27 protein-coding genes are annotated in these 25,161 nt (G+C 69.5%); 21 read left to right on the forward strand and 6 right to left on the reverse strand.

What is annotated here, in order from left to right:
* Window positions 1-100 precede the first annotated feature (100 nt).
* Entirely contained in the window at window positions 101-985 is an 885-nt protein-coding gene (locus tag ACIRU3_RS39095; RefSeq protein WP_404067175.1) for an aminoglycoside phosphotransferase family protein, read from the reverse strand.
* A complete protein-coding gene (locus tag ACIRU3_RS39100) occupies window positions 982-2,376 on the reverse strand; it encodes an XRE family transcriptional regulator (RefSeq protein WP_404067178.1) in 1,395 nt (464 codons plus the stop codon). Before ACIRU3_RS39100 ends, ACIRU3_RS39095 begins: the two co-directional genes overlap by 4 nt.
* 203 nt (window positions 2,377-2,579) lie before the next feature.
* On the opposite strand from ACIRU3_RS39100, the gene ACIRU3_RS39105 reads away from it, so the two are divergent.
* The 5 genes from ACIRU3_RS39105 to ACIRU3_RS39125 all read left to right on the forward strand — a co-directional run bounded on the left by ACIRU3_RS39105 (window position 2,580) and on the right by ACIRU3_RS39125 (window position 5,125).
* On the forward strand, window positions 2,580-3,014 hold the full coding sequence (locus ACIRU3_RS39105) for an ATP-binding protein (RefSeq protein WP_404067181.1): 435 nt from the start codon (window positions 2,580-2,582) through the stop codon (window positions 3,012-3,014).
* 62 nt (window positions 3,015-3,076) lie between these two features.
* Window positions 3,077-3,478 carry a hypothetical protein gene (locus tag ACIRU3_RS39110; RefSeq protein WP_404067184.1) on the forward strand — a complete coding sequence of 134 codons (402 nt, stop codon included), beginning with the start codon at window positions 3,077-3,079 and terminating at the stop codon, window positions 3,476-3,478.
* On the forward strand, window positions 3,475-3,990 hold the full coding sequence (locus ACIRU3_RS39115) for an ATP-binding protein (protein ID WP_404067187.1): 516 nt from the start codon (window positions 3,475-3,477) through the stop codon (window positions 3,988-3,990). Before ACIRU3_RS39110 ends, ACIRU3_RS39115 begins: the two co-directional genes overlap by 4 nt.
* Complete coding sequence (locus ACIRU3_RS39120; RefSeq protein ID WP_404067190.1) at window positions 3,987-4,670, forward strand: hypothetical protein; 684 nt, start codon at window positions 3,987-3,989, stop codon at window positions 4,668-4,670. Before ACIRU3_RS39115 ends, ACIRU3_RS39120 begins: the two co-directional genes overlap by 4 nt.
* Window positions 4,671-4,969: 299 nt before the next feature.
* Window positions 4,970-5,125: a helix-turn-helix domain-containing protein gene (locus ACIRU3_RS39125; protein ID WP_404067192.1), complete on the forward strand. Its 156-nt coding sequence runs from the start codon at window positions 4,970-4,972 to the stop codon at window positions 5,123-5,125.
* A 159-nt stretch (window positions 5,126-5,284) separates the two neighbouring features.
* Here ACIRU3_RS39125 and ACIRU3_RS39130 read toward each other — a convergent pair whose 3' ends face one another.
* On the reverse strand, window positions 5,285-6,694 hold the full coding sequence (locus ACIRU3_RS39130) for a Twin-arginine translocation pathway signal (RefSeq protein WP_404067195.1): 1,410 nt from the start codon (window positions 6,692-6,694) through the stop codon (window positions 5,285-5,287).
* A 302-nt stretch (window positions 6,695-6,996) separates the two neighbouring features.
* On the opposite strand from ACIRU3_RS39130, the gene ACIRU3_RS39135 reads away from it, so the two are divergent.
* The 12 genes from ACIRU3_RS39135 (at window position 6,997) to ACIRU3_RS39190 (ending at window position 17,084) form a co-directional block, all read left to right on the forward strand.
* On the forward strand, window positions 6,997-7,407 hold the full coding sequence (locus tag ACIRU3_RS39135) for a 6-pyruvoyl trahydropterin synthase family protein (RefSeq protein ID WP_404067197.1): 411 nt from the start codon (window positions 6,997-6,999) through the stop codon (window positions 7,405-7,407).
* Window positions 7,404-8,150: a 7-carboxy-7-deazaguanine synthase QueE gene (locus tag ACIRU3_RS39140; RefSeq protein ID WP_404067200.1), complete on the forward strand. Its 747-nt coding sequence runs from the start codon at window positions 7,404-7,406 to the stop codon at window positions 8,148-8,150. Before ACIRU3_RS39135 ends, ACIRU3_RS39140 begins: the two co-directional genes overlap by 4 nt.
* A 52-nt stretch (window positions 8,151-8,202) precedes the next feature.
* Window positions 8,203-8,841, forward strand: coding sequence for a GTP cyclohydrolase I (gene folE / locus ACIRU3_RS39145; protein ID WP_404067203.1), 639 nt, complete (start codon window positions 8,203-8,205; stop codon window positions 8,839-8,841).
* A 39-nt stretch (window positions 8,842-8,880) separates the two neighbouring features.
* Complete coding sequence (locus tag ACIRU3_RS39150) at window positions 8,881-10,218, forward strand: phosphoribosyltransferase family protein (protein ID WP_404067205.1); 1,338 nt, start codon at window positions 8,881-8,883, stop codon at window positions 10,216-10,218.
* Window positions 10,215-10,937: a dTMP kinase gene (locus ACIRU3_RS39155; protein ID WP_404067208.1), complete on the forward strand. Its 723-nt coding sequence runs from the start codon at window positions 10,215-10,217 to the stop codon at window positions 10,935-10,937. Before ACIRU3_RS39150 ends, ACIRU3_RS39155 begins: the two co-directional genes overlap by 4 nt.
* On the forward strand, window positions 10,927-11,961 hold the full coding sequence (locus tag ACIRU3_RS39160) for a radical SAM protein (protein ID WP_404067211.1): 1,035 nt from the start codon (window positions 10,927-10,929) through the stop codon (window positions 11,959-11,961). The genes ACIRU3_RS39155 and ACIRU3_RS39160 overlap by 11 nt, the downstream gene beginning before the upstream one ends.
* Window positions 11,958-13,070 carry a DegT/DnrJ/EryC1/StrS family aminotransferase gene (locus ACIRU3_RS39165; protein WP_404067214.1) on the forward strand — a complete coding sequence of 371 codons (1,113 nt, stop codon included), beginning with the start codon at window positions 11,958-11,960 and terminating at the stop codon, window positions 13,068-13,070. The genes ACIRU3_RS39160 and ACIRU3_RS39165 overlap by 4 nt, the downstream gene beginning before the upstream one ends.
* A 76-nt stretch (window positions 13,071-13,146) precedes the next feature.
* On the forward strand, window positions 13,147-13,914 hold the full coding sequence (locus ACIRU3_RS39170) for a dTMP kinase (RefSeq protein WP_404067216.1): 768 nt from the start codon (window positions 13,147-13,149) through the stop codon (window positions 13,912-13,914).
* A gap of 53 nt (window positions 13,915-13,967) precedes the next feature.
* Window positions 13,968-14,639, forward strand: a complete 672-nt coding sequence (locus ACIRU3_RS39175; protein WP_404067219.1) for an HAD family hydrolase — start codon at window positions 13,968-13,970, stop codon at window positions 14,637-14,639.
* A gap of 31 nt (window positions 14,640-14,670) precedes the next feature.
* Window positions 14,671-15,636 (forward strand): phosphoribosylaminoimidazolesuccinocarboxamide synthase, encoded by a 966-nt coding sequence (locus ACIRU3_RS39180; RefSeq protein ID WP_404067221.1) that lies wholly within the window; start codon window positions 14,671-14,673, stop codon window positions 15,634-15,636.
* A gap of 97 nt (window positions 15,637-15,733) precedes the next feature.
* A complete protein-coding gene (locus ACIRU3_RS39185; protein WP_404067223.1) occupies window positions 15,734-16,393 on the forward strand; it encodes a PolC-type DNA polymerase III in 660 nt (219 codons plus the stop codon).
* A gap of 58 nt (window positions 16,394-16,451) precedes the next feature.
* Window positions 16,452-17,084, forward strand: a complete 633-nt coding sequence (locus ACIRU3_RS39190; protein WP_404067225.1) for a disulfide bond formation protein DsbA — start codon at window positions 16,452-16,454, stop codon at window positions 17,082-17,084.
* A 155-nt stretch (window positions 17,085-17,239) separates the two neighbouring features.
* On the opposite strand, the gene ACIRU3_RS39195 is transcribed toward ACIRU3_RS39190, so the two are convergent.
* Window positions 17,240-17,800 carry an NUDIX hydrolase gene (locus ACIRU3_RS39195; RefSeq protein ID WP_404067227.1) on the reverse strand — a complete coding sequence of 187 codons (561 nt, stop codon included), beginning with the start codon at window positions 17,798-17,800 and terminating at the stop codon, window positions 17,240-17,242.
* A gap of 1,088 nt (window positions 17,801-18,888) precedes the next feature.
* On the opposite strand from ACIRU3_RS39195, the gene ACIRU3_RS39200 reads away from it, so the two are divergent.
* Both ACIRU3_RS39200 and ACIRU3_RS39205 read left to right on the forward strand, forming a co-directional pair.
* The gene (locus tag ACIRU3_RS39200; protein WP_404067229.1) at window positions 18,889-19,779 is read left to right on the forward strand and encodes a phosphotransferase enzyme family protein; all 891 of its coding nucleotides are present in this window, start codon (window positions 18,889-18,891) and stop codon (window positions 19,777-19,779) included.
* The gene (locus ACIRU3_RS39205) at window positions 19,776-21,719 is read left to right on the forward strand and encodes an ATP-binding cassette domain-containing protein (protein WP_404067232.1); all 1,944 of its coding nucleotides are present in this window, start codon (window positions 19,776-19,778) and stop codon (window positions 21,717-21,719) included. The genes ACIRU3_RS39200 and ACIRU3_RS39205 overlap by 4 nt, the downstream gene beginning before the upstream one ends.
* Window positions 21,720-21,914: 195 nt before the next feature.
* On the opposite strand, the gene ACIRU3_RS39210 is transcribed toward ACIRU3_RS39205, so the two are convergent.
* On the reverse strand, window positions 21,915-22,181 hold the full coding sequence (locus ACIRU3_RS39210) for a hypothetical protein (protein ID WP_404067235.1): 267 nt from the start codon (window positions 22,179-22,181) through the stop codon (window positions 21,915-21,917).
* Here ACIRU3_RS39210 and ACIRU3_RS39215 point away from each other — a divergent pair.
* The gene (locus tag ACIRU3_RS39215) at window positions 22,156-22,467 is read left to right on the forward strand and encodes a hypothetical protein (protein WP_404067238.1); all 312 of its coding nucleotides are present in this window, start codon (window positions 22,156-22,158) and stop codon (window positions 22,465-22,467) included. The two genes, ACIRU3_RS39210 and ACIRU3_RS39215, sit on opposite strands and share 26 nt — an antisense overlap.
* Window positions 22,468-22,574: 107 nt before the next feature.
* On the opposite strand, the gene ACIRU3_RS39220 is transcribed toward ACIRU3_RS39215, so the two are convergent.
* Complete coding sequence (locus ACIRU3_RS39220) at window positions 22,575-23,171, reverse strand: hypothetical protein (RefSeq protein ID WP_404067240.1); 597 nt, start codon at window positions 23,169-23,171, stop codon at window positions 22,575-22,577.
* A 718-nt stretch (window positions 23,172-23,889) separates the two neighbouring features.
* On the opposite strand from ACIRU3_RS39220, the gene ACIRU3_RS39225 reads away from it, so the two are divergent.
* The gene (locus ACIRU3_RS39225; RefSeq protein WP_404067242.1) at window positions 23,890-25,038 is read left to right on the forward strand and encodes a serine/threonine-protein kinase; all 1,149 of its coding nucleotides are present in this window, start codon (window positions 23,890-23,892) and stop codon (window positions 25,036-25,038) included.
* Window positions 25,039-25,161 lie beyond the last annotated feature (123 nt).

Genomic DNA, 25,161 nt, shown 5'->3' on the forward strand with positions numbered 1-25,161 from the left:
GCCCGTTCCCGAGTACGGGATAGCGCCTCGCAGTACGCGCTGGCAAAGCGGGCCAGGCAAGCCCCTGCTGGCCAGGGTCTGAGACTGTTAGAACAGGGGTCTAGAGGATCCCCGTCCAGCGCCATGGGCGCGGTCCGCCGCGCCCGCGTAGGCAGTCAATCCGGTGCTGCGCCTCGGCTCGCCACTGTGGGTTGCTGGCCGCGTGCTGGGCGGCGTACGTCACCATGCGGAGTTCCCGAGCGCCAGCCAGAATCGAGTAACCGGACCAGTCTGTTACGTCGGAGCCGTATGCGGCACAGAACTCGTCGTACTGCGCGGCACTGACCGCGCCCGTCGTACGCGCACGTACAGCGGTTGACACCAGGTCCCATTCCGGCGGGCCCAATGAAAAGCGTTCCAGGTCGATCATCAGTGGGCCTTCGGCAGTGCGGATGAGGTTGCCTGGCCATGCGTCGCCGTGCACGGCGCAGTCCGGACGCCCGACTGGGCGCTCGGCCCATGCTGCTGCAAGTTCCTGATGAAGGCGCTCCAGCCACTGCCGGTCGGCGCTGGACAACGCACTTGCTGTCTGCAAGCGCTTGCTGACGCGGACGAAGGGGTCTAGGTGCCCGAGTTCGAAGGTGGGAGTGGGCAGAGCGTGGAGGCGCCGAAGCAGGTGCGCAACGTCGGTGTGGCTGCCGTGCTCGTGCGGAGGAAGTTCCTGCCAGAAGGTAACTGGCCGGCCGTCAGCCTCGATCGGCTGATTGACGTCGACCAGGCGGACGGTCGGCACCGCGTTCTCGGCGAGCCAGTGAGCCACCCGCACTTCACGGACGGTCGCCGCCAACTGGCCAGGCCGGGCGATTCGTACGATCACGCGTTGGCCTGGAAGGCGCCATATCTCGTTTTCCGCGAGGCGGATCGGCTCGGCGGCAGCCGCGTCGAAGCCTGCCCTCGAGCACGCTTCGTCTAGGACCGCGGAGGAAGAAGCAGCCGAGATCGTCATGCCTGCAACGTAGCGCCGATGCGCTCGCGGAGGTACGCCGCCTCGGGGATGCGCCGGTGTCGGGCAGCAATCCGGCTGAGCTCCTTGAGGTCGTCGGCCGCACGTCGCGAGGTAAGGCGGCCGGCATCGTTGAGGGCCTGGTGGCCGATGGCAGTGGCCTGGTGCGGGTCGCCCTTCGCCATCAGCAGACTGGCCAGCTTGGTTCCGGAGAGGGCGCGCGACCGTGGGTAGGAGTCGTCGTGGCCGTCGATGGCGATCTCGAAGCGGCGGCTGGCCTGCCCGGGATCCTGATCCTTTAGCAGGACCAAGTCGTATAGCGCGTGCCCCGTGTCGCCGTGGTGTTGGGCCTCGTTGTAGTAGGACATCCACGGCGGATCGTCCTGCGGGTTGGACTTGGCGAAGGCGTCGTCGGCGGCGCCAACGGCGGCCATTGCACCGCCGATGTCGCCCATCTTCCCGAACGCGCGGGCTCGTGCAGTGTGCAGCATCGCTTGGATGGTCGGAGTGAGCCGATCGGATCGGACCAGTCCCTTTTCCGCGTAGGTCAGTCCGGTGTCCGGGTCTCCGATCCAGACGGCCTGCCGCGCCAGGAGGGAGTACACCTTGGCGCGTAGGAGCCAGTCGTTGGCCTCCTCTGCGCAGTCAGCGGCGATCTTGAAGGCGACGCGGGCATCGTCGTGTGCGCAGGTGTCGAAGTGGCTCGCTCCGACGACAATGCCCAGACGTGCGACGGCGGCATGCAGAGGGGCTCCCAGCGGCTCAGCGCAGGGCACCGTGAGTAGGCCGACCGCCCACTGCATGGCACGACTGGCGAGCGCGCCGACCAACCCTCCGCCTCCGTGGGCGTTGTCTCGGGCGGAGATGTCCTCGGCTGCGGCAAGGACTTCCGAGATGTCTTTGCCGCGGATGTGCTTCGGCAGCGTGGGCGGTTCGGAGGGGGCGACAAGCATGGCGAGATCTATTGGGGCGAAAGCGGCCAGACTGCTGCTGGCCAAGAAGGCGCGACGGTCCACAGACTCAGGGCTCCCAGGCGGCGACGACGTATCTCTGCCCAGGATGCGGCCTTGGTGTGCCTGAACGGTTCCTTCCACCGCTCGGCCAGTTCTCTTTTCCGTTTCACGGCGGCGTTTTTCCGCTTCCCCGTACACCATGCTCCAGGAGCGGGTGAGCACGCCGCCGGTCGCCAACACCTTGTCCAGGCTCACCGCAAGGTCTCGCCGGCAGGAGGCTTGTCCCTTCTCGATTTTCTCGATGAGGGACGGGCTGGCCTGTATCAACGGCCCTAACGACGAGGCTGTGTGTCCCCGGATCTTGCGCCAGTAGCGGACCTCTGAGCCGAACCAGTCACGGGGTGAGGCTTCGGGGTTCAGCTGCTTCTCAGGTCGTGGCATGACGAGGGTCCCCTGGCTCCTGAAACGGAAAGTCGAGGTTTCCGTTTCTCGATCTGCACGGTTGAGCTTCGGCCTGACTCAATAGTTGCTGACCGATCACGCACCAGTACACACCGCAGTCGGACCTCGCACATGAGGTTTGACCAGAATGAAGTGGACCTGGAATGGCGAGTCTCCTTGCTCCCCCCACAGCACCAACAGGTGTGCGCGGAACGACGCGCGCCACCACGGGCAAGCTGGAGATGGACTACGAGGTGACGCCGCTGTCGGTGCGCATCGCACGGACCATAGTCAGCGCGCACCTCCGCTTGTGGGGCTTGGAAAGCCTGCTTGATGCAGGAGCCCTGGCCGTCTCCGAGTTGATGACCAATGTCCTGGACCACACTCGCCCGGACGGCGAGGGATGCCGCACGGCCCGTGTCACTGTCACTCGTATTCCCGACGGAGTGGCGCTCTGCGTGCACGACTCCGACTCGGCGTCGCCACACCAGCGAAGCGCCGGCGATGACGACGAGGGCGGCCGGGGCCTCCAAGTCGTCAGGGCCGTCGCAGACTATTTCGGCATCTCTCGGCCTCCCAGTGGCGGCAAAGACGTCTGGCTCACTGTGCTGATGCCCCGCGACGTACCGACTGCTTGAAGACGGCGCCACACAACCGATCCCAACCATGCAACAGCCCATGAGGGCGGAGGTATCACGCAATGCCCAGCAGAGCGATATGGGTCGAACAGCCGAGGGTTCCCGCGGGCACGACCCTCGTGTTGTACGCCTGTCTCCCGGCATCGCTCGGCGCCGAGGCAGACACCGCGGTCGACGCGGCCCGACGCTACGCCAAGGAAGTGAGCTGCGAGGTCGTTGCCGAGTTCATCGACCGCGCGGACCCCATGGGGGAGCGTGACGGGTGCCCGGGATGGCACAAGGCCCTCGCCGCCGTTGAAGCGGGAACCGCTGAAGGGATCGTCGCGCCGCTGATGGTGATGCTCGGCCGAGGGAAGGCCGAACACCTGGCCGCATGGCAGAAGCGCACCGGCGCGTACGTCCTGACCTCCTCCGTCATCGACACTCCGAAGGCGAGCGGCCTATTCACACAGGGGGCGGCGTGAATCTGTCGAAGAAGACCGATTCGGGGCCTGCCATGGCGGCCGTCTTCGCGTCGCAGGACACAGCTGTGGGTGCCGTGGTCCTCCACAGGACTGCCGAGCTGCACGGAGACCTGAGCGCCGTCTTCATGGCCCGCGTGTGGACTCGGACCACACTCGGGGCCATGCGCTGGGCCGGCGACATCGACCGTGCAGTGGAAACCGCCAGCCGACTCGTGGATAACGCCCTTCGACACGGCACCCCCGACAACATCCCCGTGGACCAGAGGCGGATTTCCCTGTCCGCCGCGCTCACGGACCTTGGCGCGCTCGTGCTCGACGTCCCCGACCTCACGCCGGCCTTTCCTGACTTCGACGCCGCCGTTCGAGGCGAGAGGGGCCGCGGCCTCTGGACGATCGCCCGGCTGGGCGTCCGTATCGCGTGGTTCCTGCCGCACGAGGGCGACGGCAAGACCGTTCGCGCCGTGATTCCTCTCCTTGTGCCCTGCAGCTCTCTTCCAGCCCACCACAGATGAGAAAGAAGACCTTTTCCATGCCCACCGCGACTGAGCCGCGTCTCGTCCCTTTCATCACCCAGCGGAAGGGAGAAGAAGCCGCCCCCAACAACCTCGCCATCTTCCGGCACTCTTCCGGCGCCAAGCTCCACTACCGCGACGAGGACCGAAGGGACCGCCCCGTGCGAGATGTGCTGTGGGCGCGGTGTGCGTTCAGCCCCGTCGACGGGAACGGCATGCCGACGGGGGAACCCCAGTGGAAGTTCATGCACCCGTACCGGCAGATGATGACGATGTTCGCACTGAGCTGCCAGGTCTGCACCAAGCCTGCAAGGACTCCGCTCGGCTACGTCTTCCTGGCCGGGCCCAAGGACGAGGATCCGCGCCAGCTTTCCATCCTCACCAATCAACCGCCGGTATGCCCGAAGCACGTGCGCACTGCCGCTGCGTTGTGCCCGCACCTCGAGAAGAAGCCGATGGTCTTCCTCGCAAGCAGCGCCCCCCTGTACGGGGTCCACGGCACCATCTACGGCCTCAACGCCAACCAGGAGGTACACGCTGTGGCTCAACCGGACGAGGCTCTGCCCTTCGCCCATCCAAACGTTCGCACCCTGCTGGCCTCGCAGCTGATCCGCCGCCTCAGCGCCTTCCGGGTCCTCGATATGGGCGAGTTGCAGCGAGCGCTGTCGTTGGCGGCATAGACCCTGCCCGGTGGCACGGATGCCCACCTGCCCAGGCCACCGGGCAGGTAAGCCCCCGGTGCGGGGGACACACCCGACTGCTCTCCCACGGCACAAGGTTCCTCCCCCGCACCGGGATCCAACGGGCGTCCAGCGCCCGTGCTACGCCACGCCCGACGCTGGACGCTCAAAGGCCGTGGTGCTCGCCCCATCCCCCGGGGCGAGGCCACGGCCCGACTGACCGCACCGCCGCGCCAGAACCACATCGAGTCGCGCCGGAAACTGACCGGTGAGGCGCGCGAGGACTTCGCGAAAAGGCCGTGGCCGCCTACCGGACCTCAGGCCGCAAGGTCACGATCCGCGAGATCTGCGAGAAGACGAACCGGTCCTACGGCGCCATTCACTCCATCCTGAGCGAGGCCGGAGCCACGAAACGCGGCTGTCGGTCCGCAGCCCACGAGCCGGTGTCGCCCTGACACCTCCATTCCCGTCCAGCACGACCTCGGTCTCAATTGCCGCACTCACGTGAAATACGACGCCCGCACCCAAGAACGAGGTGAAACAGGGGCATGAGTAAGTGGATTGGTTCCAAGCATCCCCCGGTCTGGGGGGACCTCTGCGGTTGTGCTGGGCAGCTACGCAGCTGTTCCGTCGGCACGGATAGGGGCCGGAAGAGCGCGCAGGCGCTCCGCCAGCTCGGTGGCCGAGCCGACCGTCGAGCTATCGAGCAGGCGTCCAAGCCGGGCCAGTCGATTTCGTGCGGTCGCCCGGAGCCGCGGTGGCGGAATCAGGTCGAGCACACCCAGCGCGCGAGCAGCTGCCTCCTCCGGGGTGTCGCGCGCCTCGGCCAGCGCAAGAACAAGGGTGGCCGCCACCCAGGCCGGCGTTTCGGCTGGCGCCGCGGCGATGGATTCACGAGCGACATTGGCAGCTCGGTCAAAGCGTTCGAGGGTCAGGTGGGCTTCGGCGACATGGAGGCGGTGCTCGGCGCGGTCGTACCCGAAGCGTCCAGGCAGTTCAACCGCAGAGCGCATGATCTCGTCGCTCTCGCTGACCACGTCATCGGCCTCCGAGGCCCGCTGCAAGGCAGCGAGCGTGGGCAGCAGAGCCCAGCCCAGGAGCTGAGCGCGGCGCAGGCCCTCGGGTGCGTGCTGAAGACCGTACTGAGCGTGCTGGCGGGCATGGTCCCAGTCGTGGCGGGCGGTGGCGACCATGGCCAGTGCGCCGCTGGCCCAGGCGGTCAGCGCCGGTTCCTGGGTGGATTCACCGACGGCGCCTGCCAGGGTGAGGTGGGTCCGCGCCCCGGCGCGATCGTCAAGATGGTATGCGAGGTTACCGAGGAGGGCCGACAGCCAGCCGACCTGTCGCCGGAGGCCGTACGCGGTCTCGTGGTCGGCTGCAGCCGTTGCGGTGGACAGCAGGTTGCGGGTCCCGCGCACTTCTTCGAGCAGCACGGCCGGGGGGTGCTTGCTGTAGTTGAGGGCGTAGTGCTCCACGGCCGCCTCAGCCAGGGCAACGAGTGCCGGGGAGCCGCCCGGGGCGTCCAGGACGGCCCACTGAACGGTTTCGCGGATGGCGGGCAGTCCGCTGGCGGTCGTCATGGATTCCTTCCGGCCGGTGTTCGTCTCTTCGCGCTGGTGCTGACCGTAGTGGAGTGGCGGCGGAGACGCGCAGGTGCTGCACCACAGGCAGCGTGTCGCCAGGCCGAGTTGGTCGGGACGGGCACCGTACGCCCGGGAGATCATCAGCCGGTACTCGTCTCCGGGATCGGCCTGGCCGTGCTCATAGCGGCAGAGCAGGGCCTGGGTCAGGTTCGGCGGGAGCAGGCCGTCGGCCCGGTAGACGGCGGCCACCTCCCGGATCGCCTGGGGCCGCGACCACCCCAGAGCCAGACGCCATGCCTCCAAGGCCGTCAGCTCCGGCAGCGCCGATCGAAGGGTCGTGACGATCCGCTCCTGGGTGTGCCCTTCGCGCTGGCACTGAGCGCGGATCCTGGATGCTTCCCGCTGGATCTCCGCACGACGCTCTCGGGTAACCCCGCCCACTGCCCGCCCCTCCCCCAGGTTCCTGAACCGTCCTGGACGACATGGATCCGGGACGGACATTGCGCAGATCCGTCAATGTTCCTACGAATGACCGGCAATGACGACGGGTCAGGCGCGCGCGCATCGTGGGAGACGGCCGATGCCGGGAGCCGAGCATCCGGCCGATCCGCCGATCCGTCTGCCCTCCCAGCACGATGCCGGTGCGCACGGCGCGCCAGGGCCCGTCCCCCTGGCGGACCAACCTCTGCGGGAATCCCTCTGGCGGCTCGAGCCGCCCACTACGCGACTCACCAAGGATGATCATGGATCTCGGTTCCATTCAGCTACCGCCCGGTGGATTCACCATCGGCAAGAAGTTCACCTTCGAGGCCGGCCACCGCCTCCCCGGGCTGCAGCCCGACCACAAGTGCGCCCGCCAGCACGGCCACAGCTACGAGGTGGAGGTCATCTTGACCGCCCCCACCCTGGAGGGTCCGGGCTTCGTCACGGACTTCGGCGCGCTCGCCCCGTTCAAGGAGTTCTTGGACACCGAGCTGGACCACCGCAACCTGCACGAGATCCTGCCCTTCGAGCCCACCTCGGAGCGCCTGGCCCAGTTCCTCGCCGGCTGGGTCATCCAGAACCTGCAGCCGACGATCCACGGCCGCCTGGTCGCCGTCCTCGCCCGCGAGACGACGAACAGCTGGGCACGCTTCGACGTGGAGGCACAGTGACCGCCTCCGCGCCGATCACCACCGCCGTGGCTGCGACCGACGCCGCGTTCTGGCTGATCGTCGCCGAGTGCTTCGGCATCGAGGTGCCGACCTTCCAGGGCGAGGGCCCGAGCTGCGGGCACCCCGCCCTGTTCATCCGCCTGTCCCGGTGCAACCTCACCTGCACCAAGTGCGACACGAAGTACACCTGGGACTGGTCCCAGTTCGACCCCCGCAAGGAGTCGACGAAGAAGACGGTGGCCGAGCTCATGGCCTGGGCAGCGTCCTCGCCGGTGGAGCTGGTCGTGATCACCGGCGGGGAGCCGCTGCTCCAGCAGACCCGCGTGGTGCCACTCGTCGAGGCGCTGCTAGCAGCCGGGAAGCGGGTGGAGTTCGAGACGAACGGCACCATCGCGCCGGTGTCCGAGCTGGTGGTCGACGGGGTCCGCTTCAACGTCTCGCCCAAAATCGCCAGCTTCGGAATGGACGAGGCCAAGAGTGTGGTGCCCGCCGCGCTGGAGGCGTTCGTGGCTTCCGGGCGGGCGGCGTTCAAGTTCGTCGCGTCCTCGGTGGCCGACCTCGATCGCATCGCCGAGCTCGCCGACGCCCACCGTCTCGCGCCGGTGTGGGTGATGCCCGAGGGCACCACGGCAGACGCGATCACCGCCACGACCCGGGTCCTTGCGGATGCGGTCGCGGTCCGGCGCTGGCACTTCACCACCCGGCTGCACGTGCTCGCCTTCGCGGACGCGCGAGGCCGCTGACCTTTCCGCTCTGCCTGACCCGTTCCCCAGCACCTGGAAGCGAGAGAAGCCCATGACGACCTCGATCGCCAGCCCCGACGCTGCACTGGACACTGGCCTCGCCGTTCCCGGCCGGCCCGCCGCAGCCATCGACACCGTATGGGTCGCCGACCTGATCTCCCAGCTCCTGATCGCGTTGGGCGAGGACCCCGCCCGCGAGGGACTCATCGGCACCCCGGACCGCGTCGCGGCCTGGTGGGGCGACTTTCTGGCGCCGGACAGCGCCGCGGTGGCTACCTGCTTCACCGAGTCCCAGCTGAGCGACCAACTGGTCATCGTGGGCGGCATGAGCGTGTGGTCGCTCTGCGAACACCACATGCTGCCCATGAACTTGCAGGTCACGGCCGGATACGTGCCCGACGGCGAGGTGGTGGGCCTATCGAAGTTCGGGCGCATCGCCCAGCACTTCGCGGGGCGCCTCCAGGTCCAGGAGCGCTTCACCCGCGAGATCGCCGAGCACCTCACCGGCGTGATCGGACGCAAGGATCTCGCCCTCGTCGTACGCGGCCTGCACCTGTGCATGAGCATGCGCGGCGTGCGGATGGAGGCCGCCCGTACCACCACGGTGCACGCCGGCGGCCGGTTCAGGAGCGACCCGGTGCTCAACCAGCAGTTCCTCACGCTCGCCTCCGCCCAGTGGAGCGCGGCCTGATCTCCGACCGGCAAGCAGACCAAGAAGGAGGTGCAGCAGATGGCCACGTCACCAACGCCGCCCCCGAGCAACGCTGACCGGCCCGGCCCCCTGTACCTGACGTGGGGCGACATCGGAGCCGCTACGCAGGACCTCTCCGAGCAGGTGACGGTAGGTGGGATGCCGCAGGTGGTGGTGGGCATCGTGCGCGGCGGCATGATTCCGGCCGTGTGGCTCGCCCACCGGCTTGAGATCCGCGACGTGCGGACCGTCGAGGTCACCCGCACCACCGGCGACGGCATCAACGCCGCCAAGACCCGACTGCCGACCACCCGCAACCCCGCCTCGCTCGGCGACCTGACGGGCCTGGACGTGCTGCTCGTCGACGACATCGCCGGCAGCGGCGCGACCCTCGCCCACACGGCCGACTTGCTCCGCGACCTGGGTCCCGCCCGGGTGCGCACCGCGGTCCTCACCGTGAACCGGGCCAACTGGGCGCAGGAGGCCGACCCCGCCCGCGTCATCGACTACATCGCATCGCTGAACGACACCTGGATCGTTTTCCCCTGGGAGGACAGCATGAGCGCTGAACTGGACGAGCAGTACCGCACCCGGCCGGGCACGCCGATGATCGGCCCGTACAGCACCAACCAGATGGACGACTTCTACACCGCGCTGGGGCGCGGTGAGGCGAAGCCGTCCGGCCTGATGAACCTGATGCAGCACCTCATCGCCACCGAGCGGTGCGAGGACGGCGCCAACGTGCTCGACGTGTGCTGCGGCCGCGGGCTGGCCCTGCCGCTGCTGCACCGGTACGCGCCGAAGATCGGCCGCTACGTCGGTCTCGACATCAGCCCGGACAACCTCGCCGAGGCCCACATGCGGCTGACAGCCGTGCGCCAGGAGTACGGCAGCCCGTTCCCCGTCGACTTCGTCGAGTGCGACGTGTCCGACCCGTGGCCGCAGCTGCCGCCGTTCGACGTCGCGCTGTACACCTCGGCGCTTGAGCACCTGCCGTCCGAGCTCGGCGTGAAGAGCCTGGCCGCTACGGGCGCCGCGCTCGCCCCCGGCGGCGTGCTGTACCTGTCCACACCGCAGGCGTTCGGGCCGCCGCCGCGCCCGCTGCAGTACCGGGTCCACGTCTACGAGTGGTCGCGCGAGGAGGTCGTGCGCGCCGTCGAGGCCGCCGGCCTGGTCGTGGACGACGTGATGGGGCTGCTGCCACCCGAGCCGGACGGGGTGGCCGCTGAGCTCGCCGAGCGGTACGGGACCGGCGCGGTCGACTGGTACCGCGACCTGGCCGCCCGGGTGCCGAAGGCGCTGCTGGACACGGTGTCGTCCGTGGCCGTGCCCGACCGGGCGACCGAGCTGCTGTTCGTGTGCCGGAGGCCGGCATGACCATCACCACGGTTCCCAGGCCCCGCCGCGCCTGGGAAGCTCCGGGCCGGCCGCTGTGGGTGAGCGTGGAGGGCGTCAACGGGGTCGGCAAGACCACCGCCGTCCGCGCGACGGCCTCCTCGCTCGGATCGCAGTGCTTGCGGCTGGACGAGCTGACCGACCAGGCCGCCGACACCCTGCCCGGTCGGGTGATCGCCGCCCTCGCCGCGGGCGGGGACGTCTGCCTGCGGACCGGGCACCCGGTCGTGGAGACGCTCGCTCTGCTGGCGCTGAAGTTCCGCGAGTTCGAACGCCTCACCCCCGAGCTGCTGGGCGGCGTCGACGTGATCGTCGAGGACCGCGGCGTGGACAGCGTGGCCGCGTGTCAGGGGGCGATCCTGCACGCCGAGCACGGGGCCACGCCCGCCCGGGCGGTGGCGGAACAGATCCTGGCCACCGCCCGGCGGTGGCGGTCGATGCCGGACGCCACCCTCCTGCTGACCGGCGACCGCGAGGTGTGCGTGGCCCGGTTCGCCGCCCGGATCGGGCGCACTCTTCCGGCGAGCGCCCTTGAGGTGATCGAGCAGACCGACCATCTGTATCGGGAGCTGGCCGCCGCCGAGCCGGACCGGTTCACCGTGATCGACGTGACCGGCCACGGCCCGGAGGAGACCGGCAAGGCCGTCGAGGACGCCGTCCGCGCCCTGATGGCGCAGCGGGAGGTCAACCGTGCTTCGTGACGTCACCTTGCTGTGGGCTCTGCGTTCGCCCTGCTCGTTCGGCTGCCCGCACTGCTACTTCGGGGTGCTGGAGGAGCACAAGGAGACGCTACCCGAGGGCCCGGGCGTGCTGTCCCACGTCCCTGTCCGCGACATCGACCGCACCGTCATGGAAGGGTTCGCGCAGTCCCTGGCCGGCTCGCCGGTCGAACGGGTCATCCTCGCCGGCGGCGAGCCGCTGGACTGGCTGCCCACCCTGAGCCTGATCAAGACGGTCAAGGACGCCGGGTGCGAGGTCGTCGTCGCGACCAACGGCGTACCGCTCACCCGGCCCGGCATCGCCCGGAGGCTTGTCGAGCTCGGTGTCGACGGGGTCTCGGTGTCCCTCGACAGTGCGGACGCTGCCATCAACGACCAGCTGCGGCCGTCCCGGTCCGGGCGGGTCGGCCACCGCGAGGTCCTGGACGGCATCCGCACCCTGCTGAGCGAGCGGGGCTCCGGGCCGGGCCCGCGGGTCGGCATCTACACCGTGGTCATGCGCGACCGCCCCCAGGAGATCACCGATGTCGCCCGGCTCGCATCCGAGGCTGGCGTCGACTACTACGTCCCGCAGCCCATCTCCCTGCCGCCCGAGCACAAGCTCTTCGCCGAGCGGTGCCACACCCCTGAGGACGTCCCCGCGGTCATTGACCAACTGGACCGACTCCAGAACGACCCGGGCGGACTCACCATCCCGGACGCGCACTACATGCGGCAGTTCGTCGCCTCGATCGCCACCCAGGACAGCGGCCGGGTCGCGGACTGCTTCGGCGGGGCCCAGCTGTTCTTCATCGAGCCCGACGGCTCGCTGTGGGACTGTCCTTCCGACCGGCGGATCGCCGCCACCGCCGCCTCCGAGCAGCGCAACATCATCGCTGCCGACGCGCGAACCCTCTTCGCCAACCGTCCTGCGTGCACGGACTGCTCCCACTTCTCGCGGGATTGCGTGAACATGGGGCCCCTCGTGCTCGGCATGCCCCGCCTCCTCGCCCGGGAGGCAACGTGACCGGCCTGTCGCCGCTGCCCGCCGTGGAAGGTCTCGGCGAGAGCGTGCTGGCCGCGCTGGCGGGCATGCCCGACCCAGCTGGAGCCGCGCACACCTCCCAGTTCGAGCAGGACCTCACCGAGGCGTTCGCCAGCCGGAACGCGGTCGCGGTGTCCTCCGGCACGACGGCCCTGCACGCCGCGCTGGCCGCTGCCGGTGTAGGGCCGGGCGACGAGGTCCTGGTACCGGCTCTCACCGTCGTCATGACCGCCGCCCCTGTCGTCCAGCTCGGTGCCACCGCGGTGTTCGTCGACAGCGACCCTGCCAATCTCGACCTGGACTACACCGACGCGGCCGCCAAGGTCACGGACCGGACCAAGGCGATTGTTCCGGTGCACCTGTGGGGCAGGATGGGCGACCCGGCCAGCCTGCGGGTCTTCGCCGCGGAGCGGGGGCTCACCGTCATCGAGGACGCAGCTCAGGCCGCGGGGACGTCGCGCGCCGGCGTCATGGCCGGTGCGGTCGGCGCGGCCGGGTGCTTCAGCATGAAGGACGGCAAGATCCTCTGGAGTGGTGAGGGCGGCTTCGTCCTGACCGAGGACCCTGCTCTAGCCGCCCACGCCCGTGCCTTCCGCAGTCACTGGCTCCAGCCGCCGCCCGGCAGCCGCCCCCAGGAACAACTTGCCCTCAACGGGCGCCTGGCCGAACCGCTCGCGGCGCTCGCCCAGGCCAATCTGCGCAGGTTTCCAGCCCTGCTGGAGCGCCGCCGCGCCCAGACCACGTACCTGCTCCGCGCCCTGGACGGCGTCCGCGGCCTCACGCCGCTCCAGACGGCGACGGACGAGACGTGGAACCACTACGCCCCGCTCCTGCACATCGGCCCGCCGAATCCCCGGGCGTTCGCCGAGCACCTGGCCCAGCTGGGAGTACCGAGCTCAACCGGCACCTTCCGGCTGGTGCCGTGTGACACCCGGCCCATGTTCGCCAGCGGCGACCAGGCACCTTGCCGTGGCGCCGCCCAGATCCTGGACCACACCCTCGCTCTCGTCCTCACCGAGCACGACGACGAAGCGGCGCTCGACCGCTACGCCGCCGTCATCACCCGGGAGGCCGCCGCATGGAGCGAGTGAACAACTCTCCGAAGCCCCCACCGCCCGGAGCACTCCCGCTGGCCCGCCGTCCTCGTCCCCGAAGGGATACCGCAGCATGACGATCACACCGGTACGCCCCCCTTGCAGCCGCGGGCCGCTGATCTCCGCCGAGGGCCTCAACGGAGTCGGTAAGACGTACCTCACCAACCGCGCCGTCGAAACCCTCGAGACCAAGCCGCTGATGCTGGACGAGTTCTCTGAGTGGGCGAACGGGCGCCCCGGCCTGGGCGGAGCGCTGCTCCGCGCGCTGTACGAGGCCAGCGCGGGGGATCCGTTCCTGCGCGGGGGCACACCGTTGACCGAGGCACTGCTCCTGATGGCCATCAAGCGGCACGACCTGGACACGGTGCTCCCCTCGCTGTCCGGCGGGCGCGCCGTCATTGAGGGCCGCAGCGTGGACACCACCGCGGTGTGCCAGGCGCTGCTGCACCCCGACGACCCGGCCTCCGCCCTCCAAACGGCCATCGACCTGCTGGACCTCGCCGCCTCCTACCGTCCGCTGCCGGACCTCACAATCCTCGTCACCGACGACGCCTCAAAGGCCCTGGAGCGCGCGCAGCGGCGTGACCGGTGCGTCTTCACCGATGAGCAGGCCGACTTCATGCGCGAGGCGTCCGCACTCTTCGAGCGCCTCGCCGCCACCGATCCGGTCCGCTACCGGGTCGTAGACCGGCGCCACGTCGACGAGTACGAGGCGGCCGAGCAGATCCGGGCGTGGATCCAGGGCGCCAGCGGTGACCTCGGCTGCCTGGTGGAAGCGTGGCAGAGCTCGGGCGCGGCGTGCATGTGCTGCGGTCAGCGCACCACCGCGGAGGCAGCATGAGCACGGCCGCCCAGCCACCTGCCTGCTCGGACGCGCTTACCGCGGGGAGTTGCATGCCCGCGCTCTCCGAGGATTTCGAGGCCCTGATCCTCGACTTCGACGGCACCCTGGCCGACACGATCCGCGGGCATGAGGACGCATTGCGTGCGGGGCTGCAGCCGTACGGCGTCGCCCTGGATCCCGGCTGGTACGGCCAGCACGTCGGCCTGTCCATCCACGATCTCCTGGCCGTGCTTCCCGGCGGCTCGTCGCTGCCCCACGACGAGGTCATCCGGCATAGCCGTGCCCATCTACTGGCTGTCGTGCACACGATCACGCCCATCCCGTGCGTCGTGGAACTCCTGCAGCAGGCGCGACGTGCAGGGCTGCCCTGCGCCGTGGCTTCCGGCGCCAGCCGGCTGCTCGTCGACCCGGGACTTGATGCCCTGGGCCTGAAGGGCGCGTTCAAGGCCGTCGTCACGCGTGAGGACGTCACCCATGGCAAGCCGGACCCAGAGCTGTTCCTCACGGCCGCACGCTGCCTGGGCGTCGCTCCAGGCCGCTGCCTCGCCGTCGACGATGCGCCCGACGGCATCGCCTCTGCCCGCGCGGCGGGCATGCAGGTGATCACGGTGATCGGCGGCCACCTGGCCTACGCCCGCGAAGTGGCGGCAGTGGTCCGGCAGATCCAGCCCGGCCCCACGGGGGGCACTGCGTCGCCCCAGTCCGCGGATCCCACCCGATGACAGCAAGACGCCGTCACCCTCAAGGAGCATGATGCCCGTCCTGAACTCGACAAAGAACCTGCACGTCGTCGAACCACCGACCGAGACGAGGGAGGGCGTCGGCGTCTTCGAGCACACCGACCACTACACCGTCTTCCACTACGGCCGGATGCCGGACCTGATCCCCGGCAAGGGCGAGGCGATCTGCCGCATGGCCGTCTTCAACTTCGCGATGCTGGAAAAGGCCGGCGTACAGACGCATTTCCGCCGATTCATCGCCCCGAACCGAATGGAGTTCACCCTCGCGCGCCTTCCGGAGCCAGCCGACCGCCCCCTCACCCCGGCCTCCGGCAACTATCTCCTCCCCCTCCAGGTCCTCTTCCGCAACGAGCTCCCGTCGGGAAGCTCCGTCCATCGACGGCTGGCCGCTGGCGAACTGACGCCGGCCGACGTCGGGCTCGGCGCAGTCCCCGCGGTCGGCCAGCAGCTGCAGCGGCCACTCATCGAGTACGCGACGACACGGGAGGACGTCAACCGCTTCATCGACCCCGGCGAGGCCCAGCGCCTCGCCGGCCTGGACGACGAGCGTTTCCACGCCCTGCGTGCGATCACCGTCAAGGTGAACGAGGTGCTGACCGGACACGCGGCCAAGGTCGGTCTCAGCCACTGCGACGGCAAGGTCGAGTACCTGGTGACGAACGATCACGAACTGGTGCTCGCCGACAGCCCCGGCACGCCGGACGAGAGCCGCCTGATGTTCAACGGCGTCCACTGCGGCAAGCAGATCCTGCGGGACTGGTACGTGGGCTCCGGGAACGAGATCCCAGTCAGGAGACTGATCGCCGACCGCGTGCCCAGGAGCCGGTGGCCGCGCCCGGCCGCGCTCCCGCCCGAGTTCCTGCCGGTGATGACGGACCTGTACCAGTCCCTGAGCGAGACCTGGACGGGCGAGCGGCGCTGGAACGCACCGGACCTGCCAGCTGCGACCCGGGCCGTGGTCGACCTCATCAGCCGGTGACGACGCGCCATGGCAGCCGGCGCCCGGGCATGCTCTACTCGGCGCGAATGCAGACCGGGACGGACGGCTCGACAGAACCTATTGGAACGGTGAACACATGGGCCTGACCAAGGACCCGGCCTTCCAGGCCACGACCTTCGTGGTCATCGACTTCGAGACGACGACCCCCACCGGCTACCCGGCCCAGCCCATCGAGGTCGCCGCGCTCGCCTTGCGCTTCGAGGACGGCGCATGGAAGGAGACCGGCCGTAGCGCTTCCCTGATCCGGCCGCCCGCGTTCGCCCCGGTGACACCGGCGGACACCGCCCAGACCGGCCTGACCGCGGAACAGCTCCAACAGGCCCCCACCCCGGCCGAGGCGCTCGGGGCGTTGGACCGGCGGCTCACGGTCGGCACCCGGTACCTGCTCGTGGCCCAGCACGCCGCCACCGAGGCGAACGTCCTCCACCACCAGGCCGACCACTGCCCGACATTGGCCCGGACCGACTTCCTCGACACGATCCCGCTCGCCAAGCACCTCATCCCAAACCTGCCGAACTACAGACTCGACACACTGCTGGCGCACTTCGGCATCCCGCAGCCCGCAGACCGGCACCGGGCCTATGCCGACGTCGACGTCACCGCGCAGGTCTTCCTCCAGCTCATCAGCGCCGCCGACCTGGACCTTCAGCTCGGCGATCTCGCAGCTCTGGTGAAGACCGCAGGGCGTACCGCCAAGGCCAACCGGCCCGTCCAGGCAGGGCTGTTCGACGTCTGACCGCTTGGCGCACCACGCATTCGCATAGCCGATCCGAGAAAGGACGGTGCTCAATTCGATGACGCAGGACGAGCAGGGGTTCGCCGAGGTGCCCTTCTGGTTCGACCCGCTGTGCCCGTGGGCATGGGTCACCTCGCGCTGGCTCCTGGAAGTCGAGAAGGTCCGCCCGGTACGGGCGAACTGGCGGATCATGTCGCTGGCCTACCTCAACCTGGAACAGCGCGAGGGCAAGGGGCTCAGCGACGCCTACCGCGCGCTGATGGAGAAGGCATGGGACTCGGTTCGGGTCTGCGCAGCCGCCGCCGAACACGCCGGCCACGACGTCCTCGGCCCGCTGTACACCGCCATCGGCACCCGGCTACACAACCAGCGGCGCCGCGACGACCCCACCGTGATCACTGAGGCGCTCACCGAGACGAACCTGCCCGCCTCGCTGGCGTCCGCTGCCACGAGCACGGAGTTCGACCAGCTCATCAAGGACTCGCACCAAGAGGCGTTCAACGAGGTCGGCCTCGACGTCGGGACGCCCGTTCTCCGCATCGCTGGCACGGCCCTGTTCGGCCCCGTCCTCCGGCAAGCCCCCCGCGGCCGCGCCGCCGGACAGCTCTGGGACGGCCTAGTCGCGGTTGCCTCGACGGACGGGTTCTACGAGCTCAAGCGAAGCCGGGACAGCAAACCGTCCTTCGAATGAGCGAATCCACACAGCGGCCGACCCAGCCAACGGCCACCGTGACCATTCCCTGATCGCCGAGACACGCGCGGCTACTTCGGTGGGGCGTGCAACGGAGCTGGAGCCTTGAACGGCGTGTCCCGGGCACGAGAGCCCGGGACGACTGCCGATCTGGGTCAACCGGCCTGGGCCGGTGCGCTGATCGCTCGCGCGATGCGGTGTCCGACGAGACGCTCGGCCAGATCCAGCGGGTACCAGCCGGCGCCGGTCACCTCGGATGCCTGGATGCGCCCGACCTCGGCACGCACCGTCGTGAAGGCGTAGCCAATGTCCAGGTGGTAGTGCTCCGGCTCATCCTTCGCAGGCCTGGCCGGCACCTTGCCGCACTCGATGTATGCGGGAGCCGACGAGACCGGGGAGACCTCGCGCGGGTCAATGCCGGTCTCCTCCGTCAGCTCGCGCACCGCCGCGTCAACCAGCGTGGTGTCAGTCGGCTCAAGATGACCGCCAGGCTGCAAAGTGATCCCGTAAGCAAGGTGCTCGATGAGCAGGATCTCGGTGTCATCGCGGACGAGGAGCGCGCCGACGGTCACATGCATGGGGAAGCTGCGCCGGGAAGCGAACTCTCGGCCCTGCTCCAGAAACCGCAACGGCTCGGACAGCTGCTCGACCTCGTCCGGGTAGCGTTCGAGGTAGATCTCAAGGGCGCCCGAGATATCGGAATCACTAATGGCCACGGGCCACCTCCGCTCCAGCCAGAGAGCCAAGCTCCTGGCGACCGACCGCTCGGATATGAGCAACGAGCACGTGCACAGTCAGCTCCAGCGAAGGTCCGTGGCGTACGGGAAGGTTCGCACTCTACAAGTCGTGCCTGAGCCGGTGCTCGCCTGTCGGTCACGTTGGCGTCGACGGCGAGACGGTCCAGGAGGGACTGGAGCAGCGACTGTTCGTCGGGGTGCCCGCGCAGGTAGCCGGTGACGAGGTCCTGGAGGTGCGGGGCGGGAACGGTCATGGCTCTCCTGGTGACCTCGTGCGCGCCGCAGCTCCACGGGGGGGTGCAGAGGGGGGACGGCGCGTTCGAAGGTAGCGGCCGATCTGCGGGCGCGGGCACGGATCGCGAGAACATCACCCGGGCGTGCGCCGGCCGCGTCGAAGGTGCCGATGCTAGCCGCCGTCGCGGCCGCCCAGGGGCGTGACGCTCCGGGTGCTCACCCGGCCGCGAACCAGATCGAGCCACTCTCGCGGGCGCCGGATTCCGGGCCGGCCTGGAGAGTTCAAGAATCCTTTCTCCCAGCATCACCGCAGGTCAGAGCCCTCCGTTTCGCGGGTGGTGGCTGGTGGCAGGGGAGGTTCGGGATGACCGGATCACGGTGCTGGTGGCCGCGGATTGTCGGTGGCGTGGGCGAGGGTCCGTCCGCAGAGCAGAGCCACACCACACCGAAGGAGACGGGTGCTGTCGACGCGTCATGCAATCCGCCGCTCGGGCTGCCGTCCCGCCGCCTTCCCCGTACGTGTGAACCGAACGAAGCGAGAGGAGCCGCCCACGCAGACGGCACCTGCCGTCCGCGTGCCGGCGTCGAACCTTCACTCGACTCGTCGACCGCGGCTGCCCGTAGCGGCCCTGTGATCAGGTGCGTTGTCCGGGTGCTCTGCCCCCTTTCCGCAACCGAGGAGAAACCGTGAATCCCGTCCGCTTGGTCACCCTTCACCCTGTTCTCGAGAACCCTCCTGCTGCGGCCGCCGAGGCTCTCGCGCACCGGCGGCCCGTCGACGTCCGCCGCGTCCTGTTCGCCGCGGCATCACGACCGTCATCGGGGTGGGGGGCATGACCAACCCGACCGCTGCGCCCCCTGCCCTGCTCGCGTGGGCCAGCCAGGCACTCGGCGCCCGTCCCGCCGTCAAGGACGTCAGCCATCCGCGCGAGAACTCCCGCGTCTGGCGGCTCGACGTGCCCGGGGCGGCCCGCTTGTACCTGAAGATCTCCCCCAAGGCCGTGATGTACGAGCGCGAGACGCTCGCGCTGCGAAGTGCTGCACCGGCCCTCGGCGCCGGCGGTGCGCCGCAGTTGCGCGCCTCGAGCGCGGAGGATCTGGCACTGCTGCTGACCGCCGTCCCAGGACGGCCGCTCAAACAGCTGGAGCTCTCGCCCGTGGAGGAAGCCCGCGCGCACCGGCACGGTGGCGCCCTGCTGGCTCGTCTCCACGCGGCCGGTGATCTGTCCGGTCCTCGACGGGCCGAGGCGGAGCAGGCTCTGCAGGCCGCGGCCGACGGCGCCGAGGGGCACCTGGCGGCGGCCGGGGACCGGCTGACCGCGCCGGAGCAGAAGCTCGTGCGCCAGCTGGCCGAGGCGCTGCGGGCCTTGCCGCCGTTGCCGCTCGCGTACATCCACGGCGACGCGTGGGACCGCAATCTCATGTGGTCGACCGCCCGGCAGCAGGCCGGCTGGATCGACTTCGAGCGCTCCCGGGGCGCGACCGCCGTGCAGGACTTCGTGCTGATGGCCTGCTCCACCTGGACCGATCGGCCCGACCTGCGGGCCGCGTGCCTTCAGGGCTACGGCCGCAACCTCACCGTCGAGGAGCAGCACGCCTTGAAGTGTCTCGCGGCGATCGACGGGGTGAGCTGCCTGGCCTGGGGACCGAAGCTCGACGACCCCCACGTCACCGCACGCGGACGGCGCACCCTGGACCGGCTGATGGCGGGGGTGTTCGCATGACCGCACCGCACAACCGGACCGACTCCCCGGCCACCGACGCAGCAACCATCGGCGGCGAGGCGGCGCCCCTCCCGGCCGCGCGCACGGGCACTCCGCAACCCTCTGCACCCCCGGAGCTCGACTACAACGGACGCAAACACCGGCGGGCGATGGACGACGCGACCTTGTGGGACATGGCCCGCCGCATCCCCGCGGCCCTGATCCAGACGGCCCGCCTGGCCTGGAGCGTCGACCGACGCATGGCCCTGACGATCGTCGTGTGCCAACTGCTGTCCGGCATCGGCACGGCCGTGATGCTCACCGCCGTCGCCAAGGCCCTGCCGCAGCTGATGGGCGACGACCCCCGCCAGGGCCTGGCCCATGCGTGGCCGGCGCTGACCGTCGCCGTCGTCGCGATGACCACCGGCGCGTCCATGTGGATCCTCGCGGACTGGGCGACCCGGCGCCTGAATCCAAAGATCGCCTCCGCCGCGGACCTGCAGCTCGTGGATCTCCACATGCGGGCCGAACTCGCCGCCTACGACGCGGAAGGGTTCGGCGACCGGAGCCAGGCGGCAGAGATCGGCGCGCTGCGCGCCGTCGACCTCGCCGACGACGCCAAGACCCTCACCAACGGACTCGTCCAGCTCGCCTCCGCGGCCGTGGTACTCACCACCTTGCACCCGCTGCTGCTCGGCGTGCTGCTGCTGTCCGTCGTCCCCCGCGGCCTCGGCGGCGTGATCGCCGCCCGGGTCGACTACCGCGTCCACGACCAGACCATCTCCGCCCGCAACGTCCGCGGCATGATGCGCTGGTGGCTGACGACGGCCGAGCTCGCCGACGAACTCCGGGCCAACACCATGCGCGGCTACCTGCACTTCTGGTACCGATCCATGTGTGACCGGGTCGAGATGAGGGAGGTCGCCGGGGCGCGCCCGTATCTGCAGATCACGCTGCTCGCCGCCTCGCTCGGCGGCCTGTTCACCCTCGGCATGTGGGCCTCGCTCGCCGGCCTGGTCCTCGCCGGGGCCATGACGACCGCGATCGCAGGCACCGCAGTCGTCGCCTCCCAGACCGCCGGCCGCGCCCTGAACTCGATCATCCGCTACTCGACGGTCATGTTCCACCACGGGCTCTACCTCTCCGACTACTACGAGTTCATCGACGAAGTCCGCGCCATGACCACGGCCCGCGGCACCGCGCGGGCCAAGCCCCCGCAGCAGATCCGTCTGGAAGGCGCCTCCTACACCTACCCGAGCAAGGAGGCCGCGGCCGTCCAGCCGATCACCCTCACCCTGAACCGCGGCGAAGTCGTCGCCCTCGTCGGGGAGAACGGCGCCGGCAAGTCCACGCTGATCCGCATGATCACCGGACTGACCGTCCCGACCGACGGCAAGGTCCTGTGGGACAGCACCGACCTGGCCGGCGCCGACGCGGAGTCGGTGTGGCGGCACGTGGGCCTGGTGCCGCAGAAGAACGGGCACTGGCCGCTCGCCGCCCGGGAGAACATCACCCTGGGCCAGCCCCGCGATCACGGCGACGAGCGGATCTGGGACGCGGCCGAACGCGTCGGCATGACCAAGGCCCTGCGTGATCTCCCCAAGGAACTGGAGACGCTGCTCGCCCGGTCGGTGTGGGGCGGCCACGAGCTGTCCGGAGGGCAGTGGCAGAGGCTGGCCTGCGCGCGAGCGATGTACAGGGAGCCGGCCGTGCTCGTCCTGGACGAGCCGACCAGTGAGATGGACGCCCGAGGAGAGCACCAGATCTTCAGGGAGCTGCGGGCCATGGCCTCGGACCGGATCACCGTGGTGGTCACCCATCGCCTCGACAACGTGAGGATGGCCGACCGAGTGATCGTCCTCGACCAGGGAACCGTCCGGGAGCAAGGCTCCTACGACGAACTAGTCGCGAGCGAGGGGAGTTTGCTCGGCGAGCTGTACGCCCTCGCCCAGGACCGCTGACCCGCGCCCCCGGCAGAGGTCCACGCGGGGCCGTGCAGCCAGCGCGGCCCCGCCACTCCCCCGACGCCAAGGAGCGCCATGCACAGCACCGAGCCCGAAGCCGTCAACGCCCGCACCTGGACCACGTTCGGCAACGACCCGGCCCCGCCCACCGATCGCCCGGCACGGCAACCCGTCGGCCGACGCCGGCGGCCCTCATACGCTCACCCGCTCCCGCAGCGCACCGGCCGTCGCCTCCGGCAGCCCCTGGGCCGCCAGAGCGGGCAACACCACCCGCCAGTCGGTCCGTTCCGCCGACGACGGGTTGCCGAGCGAGTACACGGCCCGCAGCCGAGCAAGCCGCTCGCCCAGCCACCGCTCGGCGAACCGGCGGCGCGCCTCCTCCCCCGCCTCCCGTACGGCATCCCGGGCCTCGGCCGTTGTCGGCTGAGGCTGTTTGCGCAGCTCCGCCGCGGCCGCCATCCGCGCGGCCTGGTCGGCCTCCTCGTGCTCCCCGGAGCCGCACGATCGCCGCCCGCCGACGCCGGTCGCTCAGCTCCTCGAACGCCGTATCGCCCTCCCCGCCGCGTGCATCGCGGTTGTGCCCGGTCTTCTCGGCGTGCGCGGTGATCGCGGCCTGCGCTTCCTCCGACGCTTCACGCCGGCGGCGCCACTGACCGTCGTACTCCTCACCGGAGAGGCCTGCCAGGCGGGCACGCTCCAGCTCGATCAGGCCTTCGGGGACCTCTGTCACCTGCACGGATCCTAGGCTGACCTTGTGCTCTGTGACACGTCTCGCCACGTGGCATGGAAGATCCGTCTCACGAGGGTGGTCATTCCTCGGCGCAGACGGCAGCCCCACAAGGTGTGAGCGCGTTACGAGTAGTGCGGGATGACGAAGTTGTACCCCGCCGCCTCGTGACCACCGCCGGCCGGGCAGCTGCCCTTGGTGGGGTAGCCCCAGTAAAAAAGGGCGTAGCACTTGGTGCAGAAACGCCAATAAGCCTGACTCGTGGGCGTCTCGACCACATCATGAGGAAGAACGTAGTTATACCCCTTCGCCAAGTGGGAGCCGCCCGCCGGACACCAGCCGCCTCCCGGGTAGCCGAAGTAGAACAGGCCCAGGCACCTCTCGCAGTACCGCCAGTTGGCCTGCGCAGTCGCCGTCTCCGGCACGTCATAGGGCAGACGGAATTGGTATCCGGCCACGGAGTGACCGTTACTGGCGCCCGGGCAACGGCCGACACCCAACCCGAAATACACGTGGATCATCCCGTAGCAGCGTTCACAGAAGCGCCATTCGTCGTCGACAGCGCGAAGGCGGGTCGCACGCGCTGGATCGTCCTGCGCCGCGTTCGCCGCCGCGCTGCTCGTCCCGGCGACGACCAGCCCGGCCAGTACGCCGAGCCCGCGCACGACGAAAGCCCGCCGACCCTGCTGTGCACCCGTGTTGCCTTTGGGATCCAACACCACTCTCCTCCCGCTTCCTTCGGCGCATCACGCCGGTTACCGGCATAAGTCCCCATCCGCTGCCGCGCGTAGTCCCCGAGCGACTCCCACAACTTGGCGGATCAAGGCGAGGCTGATGCCTCCCGGTCGGCGATCGCCTGCAGCGGCAGATGCTCGTGTGCGTATCAGGTGCGCCACTGGCGTATGGCCACGATGCCCGCCCTCCGGAGCGGCGTCGCAAGCGCCGGACGCCGTCACCTGAGGGGTGGCTACGCTGAACAGCGAGCCTCAACATCACTTCAAATGGGCTGCTGCTGTGCAGTCGCGCCTGGGATTGTGAAGCCGAACCTCAGATCCCACACTGATGTGAAGGGTCTCGTCGCTCGTGGCACAGGCCGTGCTCGCTCGCCTGCGGCTCTTCCGCTGTCTCAGACCTGTGGCACAGCCCGCCCGTCACACGAACGTGGCACTTCCTCGCGGTCTCAACCGACCGGCCGAGACGGCCCGGGGGCAACGGCGGCAGGCCGCCCCGATGGCTCGGCGTGCCAAGACTTGCAGGGCAGGCCCCAGGAGTCCGTGCACTCGCCCACGCGGGCCATAAACAGCTGGGCACCCCGCGGGCCGGAAAGCCGGAGGGCTGGAGCTGCTCCACGAAACCACCCGTCCTCTTGGGCCGTCTCCATTGGCCTGACTGGTTGTTCGCGCGCTGTGCGGCGCTTGTGGCGAAGGAGGCCGTGCTTCTGTGTTGGCACTGCGGGAGCACGATCCGGAACGTGTAGGGGACTACCGGCTGCTCGGTCGGCTTGGCGAGGGCGGGATGGGCGTGGTGTATCTCGCCCGTTCGTCGCGGGGCCGGATGGTGGCGGTGAAGTCGATTCGCGCCGAGCTGGCGGCGGTCGCTGACTTCCGGACTCGGTTTACCCACGAGATCACCGTGGCACAGCAGGTCGGCGGGGACTGGACGGCTGCCGTGTTGGACGCCGACCCGCATGCCGAGCGGCCCTGGGGCGCCACCGCCTACATCCCCGGGCCCACCCTCGCCGAGGTAGTCAACCAGCACGGTCCACTGCCGGAGAGGTCGGTGCGCGCTCTGGCCTCCGGACTGTGCGGGGCGCTCACCGACATTCACGCTGCCGGGCTTGTCCACCGTGATCTGAAACCGTCGAACATCATGATCACTATCGGCGGTCCGAAGGTGATCGACTTCGGCATCGTCCGCGCGCTGGACGACCCGACCCACGGCGGGCTGACCTCTACCGGGCTGATAGTGGGCACGCCCGGGTTCATGGCCCCCGAACAGATCCGCGGCGAGCGTCTCACCCAAGATGGTGACATCTTCTCACTGGGGGCGGTGCTTGCCTTTGCCGCCTGCGGACACATGGCCTTCGAGGCACCCGACGGTCAGGCGCGCGCAATCATGTACCGAGTGGTGAACGAGGAACCAGACCTCGCCGGCGTCCCCGAAACGCTCCTCCCTCTCGTCCAGGACTGTCTCGCCAAGGACCCGTCCGCCCGGCCGTCTCTCGACGCGCTCCGTACCCGGGAGGAGACGCAGTACTACTACCTCGGGCCATGGCTGCCGGCTGCCATCCTGGCGCGGCTGGGGCAGGACGCGGCACAACTACTCGAACCCGAAGATCCGCATACTCAAGTGACCCCCGATCCCGCCTCGGCCCCGACGCCCCTACCACCGCACGCCGCCGTGACCGAGCCGGCCCGACCCCTCACCGCACAGGTCACCGCCCCCAACGCGCCGGAGCACCCGGCCAGCCCCTCACAAAGAGACGGGAGGCGACGGCGCCGTAAGCCTGCTTGGCTGCTCGCCGGGGCGGCGATCGTGGCCGCCGGTGTGCTCTGGGGCATTGGCTATCTTTGGAGTACGACATGGTGATGGGGATGCAGGCAAGCGCTCAGATCAGTGTCCTTTGACAGCCAAGTTAGTCTGGTGCGATGCCCTGACCTGGGGCGACTAGGTTGGATGTCAAACGATCAGACCTGGTCTGCCGCCTCCGCG

Origin of the sequence: Streptomyces sp. NPDC101151, assembly GCF_044768335.1 — a bacterium.
Taxonomy (GTDB): Bacteria; Actinomycetota; Actinomycetes; order Streptomycetales; family Streptomycetaceae; genus Streptomyces.

What these genes read in the sequence shown, in the direction of transcription:
- ACIRU3_RS39175 (WP_404067219.1), top strand. Translation starts at nt 13,968, where the DNA reads ATGCCCGCGCTCTCCGAGGATTTCGAGGCCCTGATCCTCGACTTCGAC.
- ACIRU3_RS39210 (WP_404067235.1), bottom strand. Translation starts at nt 22,181, where the DNA reads ATGGCGGCCGCGGCGGAGCTGCGCAAACAGCCTCAGCCGACAACGGCC.
- folE (WP_404067203.1), top strand. Translation starts at nt 8,203, where the DNA reads ATGACGACCTCGATCGCCAGCCCCGACGCTGCACTGGACACTGGCCTC.
- ACIRU3_RS39095 (WP_404067175.1), bottom strand. Translation starts at nt 985, where the DNA reads ATGACGATCTCGGCTGCTTCTTCCTCCGCGGTCCTAGACGAAGCGTGC.
- ACIRU3_RS39150 (WP_404067205.1), top strand. Translation starts at nt 8,881, where the DNA reads ATGGCCACGTCACCAACGCCGCCCCCGAGCAACGCTGACCGGCCCGGC.
- ACIRU3_RS39135 (WP_404067197.1), top strand. Translation starts at nt 6,997, where the DNA reads ATGGATCTCGGTTCCATTCAGCTACCGCCCGGTGGATTCACCATCGGC.
- ACIRU3_RS39180 (WP_404067221.1), top strand. Translation starts at nt 14,671, where the DNA reads ATGCCCGTCCTGAACTCGACAAAGAACCTGCACGTCGTCGAACCACCG.
- ACIRU3_RS39110 (WP_404067184.1), top strand. Translation starts at nt 3,077, where the DNA reads ATGCCCAGCAGAGCGATATGGGTCGAACAGCCGAGGGTTCCCGCGGGC.
- ACIRU3_RS39170 (WP_404067216.1), top strand. Translation starts at nt 13,147, where the DNA reads ATGACGATCACACCGGTACGCCCCCCTTGCAGCCGCGGGCCGCTGATC.
- ACIRU3_RS39205 (WP_404067232.1), top strand. Translation starts at nt 19,776, where the DNA reads ATGACCGCACCGCACAACCGGACCGACTCCCCGGCCACCGACGCAGCA.
- ACIRU3_RS39190 (WP_404067225.1), top strand. Translation starts at nt 16,452, where the DNA reads ATGACGCAGGACGAGCAGGGGTTCGCCGAGGTGCCCTTCTGGTTCGAC.
- ACIRU3_RS39100 (WP_404067178.1), bottom strand. Translation starts at nt 2,376, where the DNA reads ATGCCACGACCTGAGAAGCAGCTGAACCCCGAAGCCTCACCCCGTGAC.
- ACIRU3_RS39155 (WP_404067208.1), top strand. Translation starts at nt 10,215, where the DNA reads ATGACCATCACCACGGTTCCCAGGCCCCGCCGCGCCTGGGAAGCTCCG.
- ACIRU3_RS39120 (WP_404067190.1), top strand. Translation starts at nt 3,987, where the DNA reads ATGAGAAAGAAGACCTTTTCCATGCCCACCGCGACTGAGCCGCGTCTC.
- ACIRU3_RS39185 (WP_404067223.1), top strand. Translation starts at nt 15,734, where the DNA reads ATGGGCCTGACCAAGGACCCGGCCTTCCAGGCCACGACCTTCGTGGTC.
- ACIRU3_RS39200 (WP_404067229.1), top strand. Translation starts at nt 18,889, where the DNA reads ATGACCAACCCGACCGCTGCGCCCCCTGCCCTGCTCGCGTGGGCCAGC.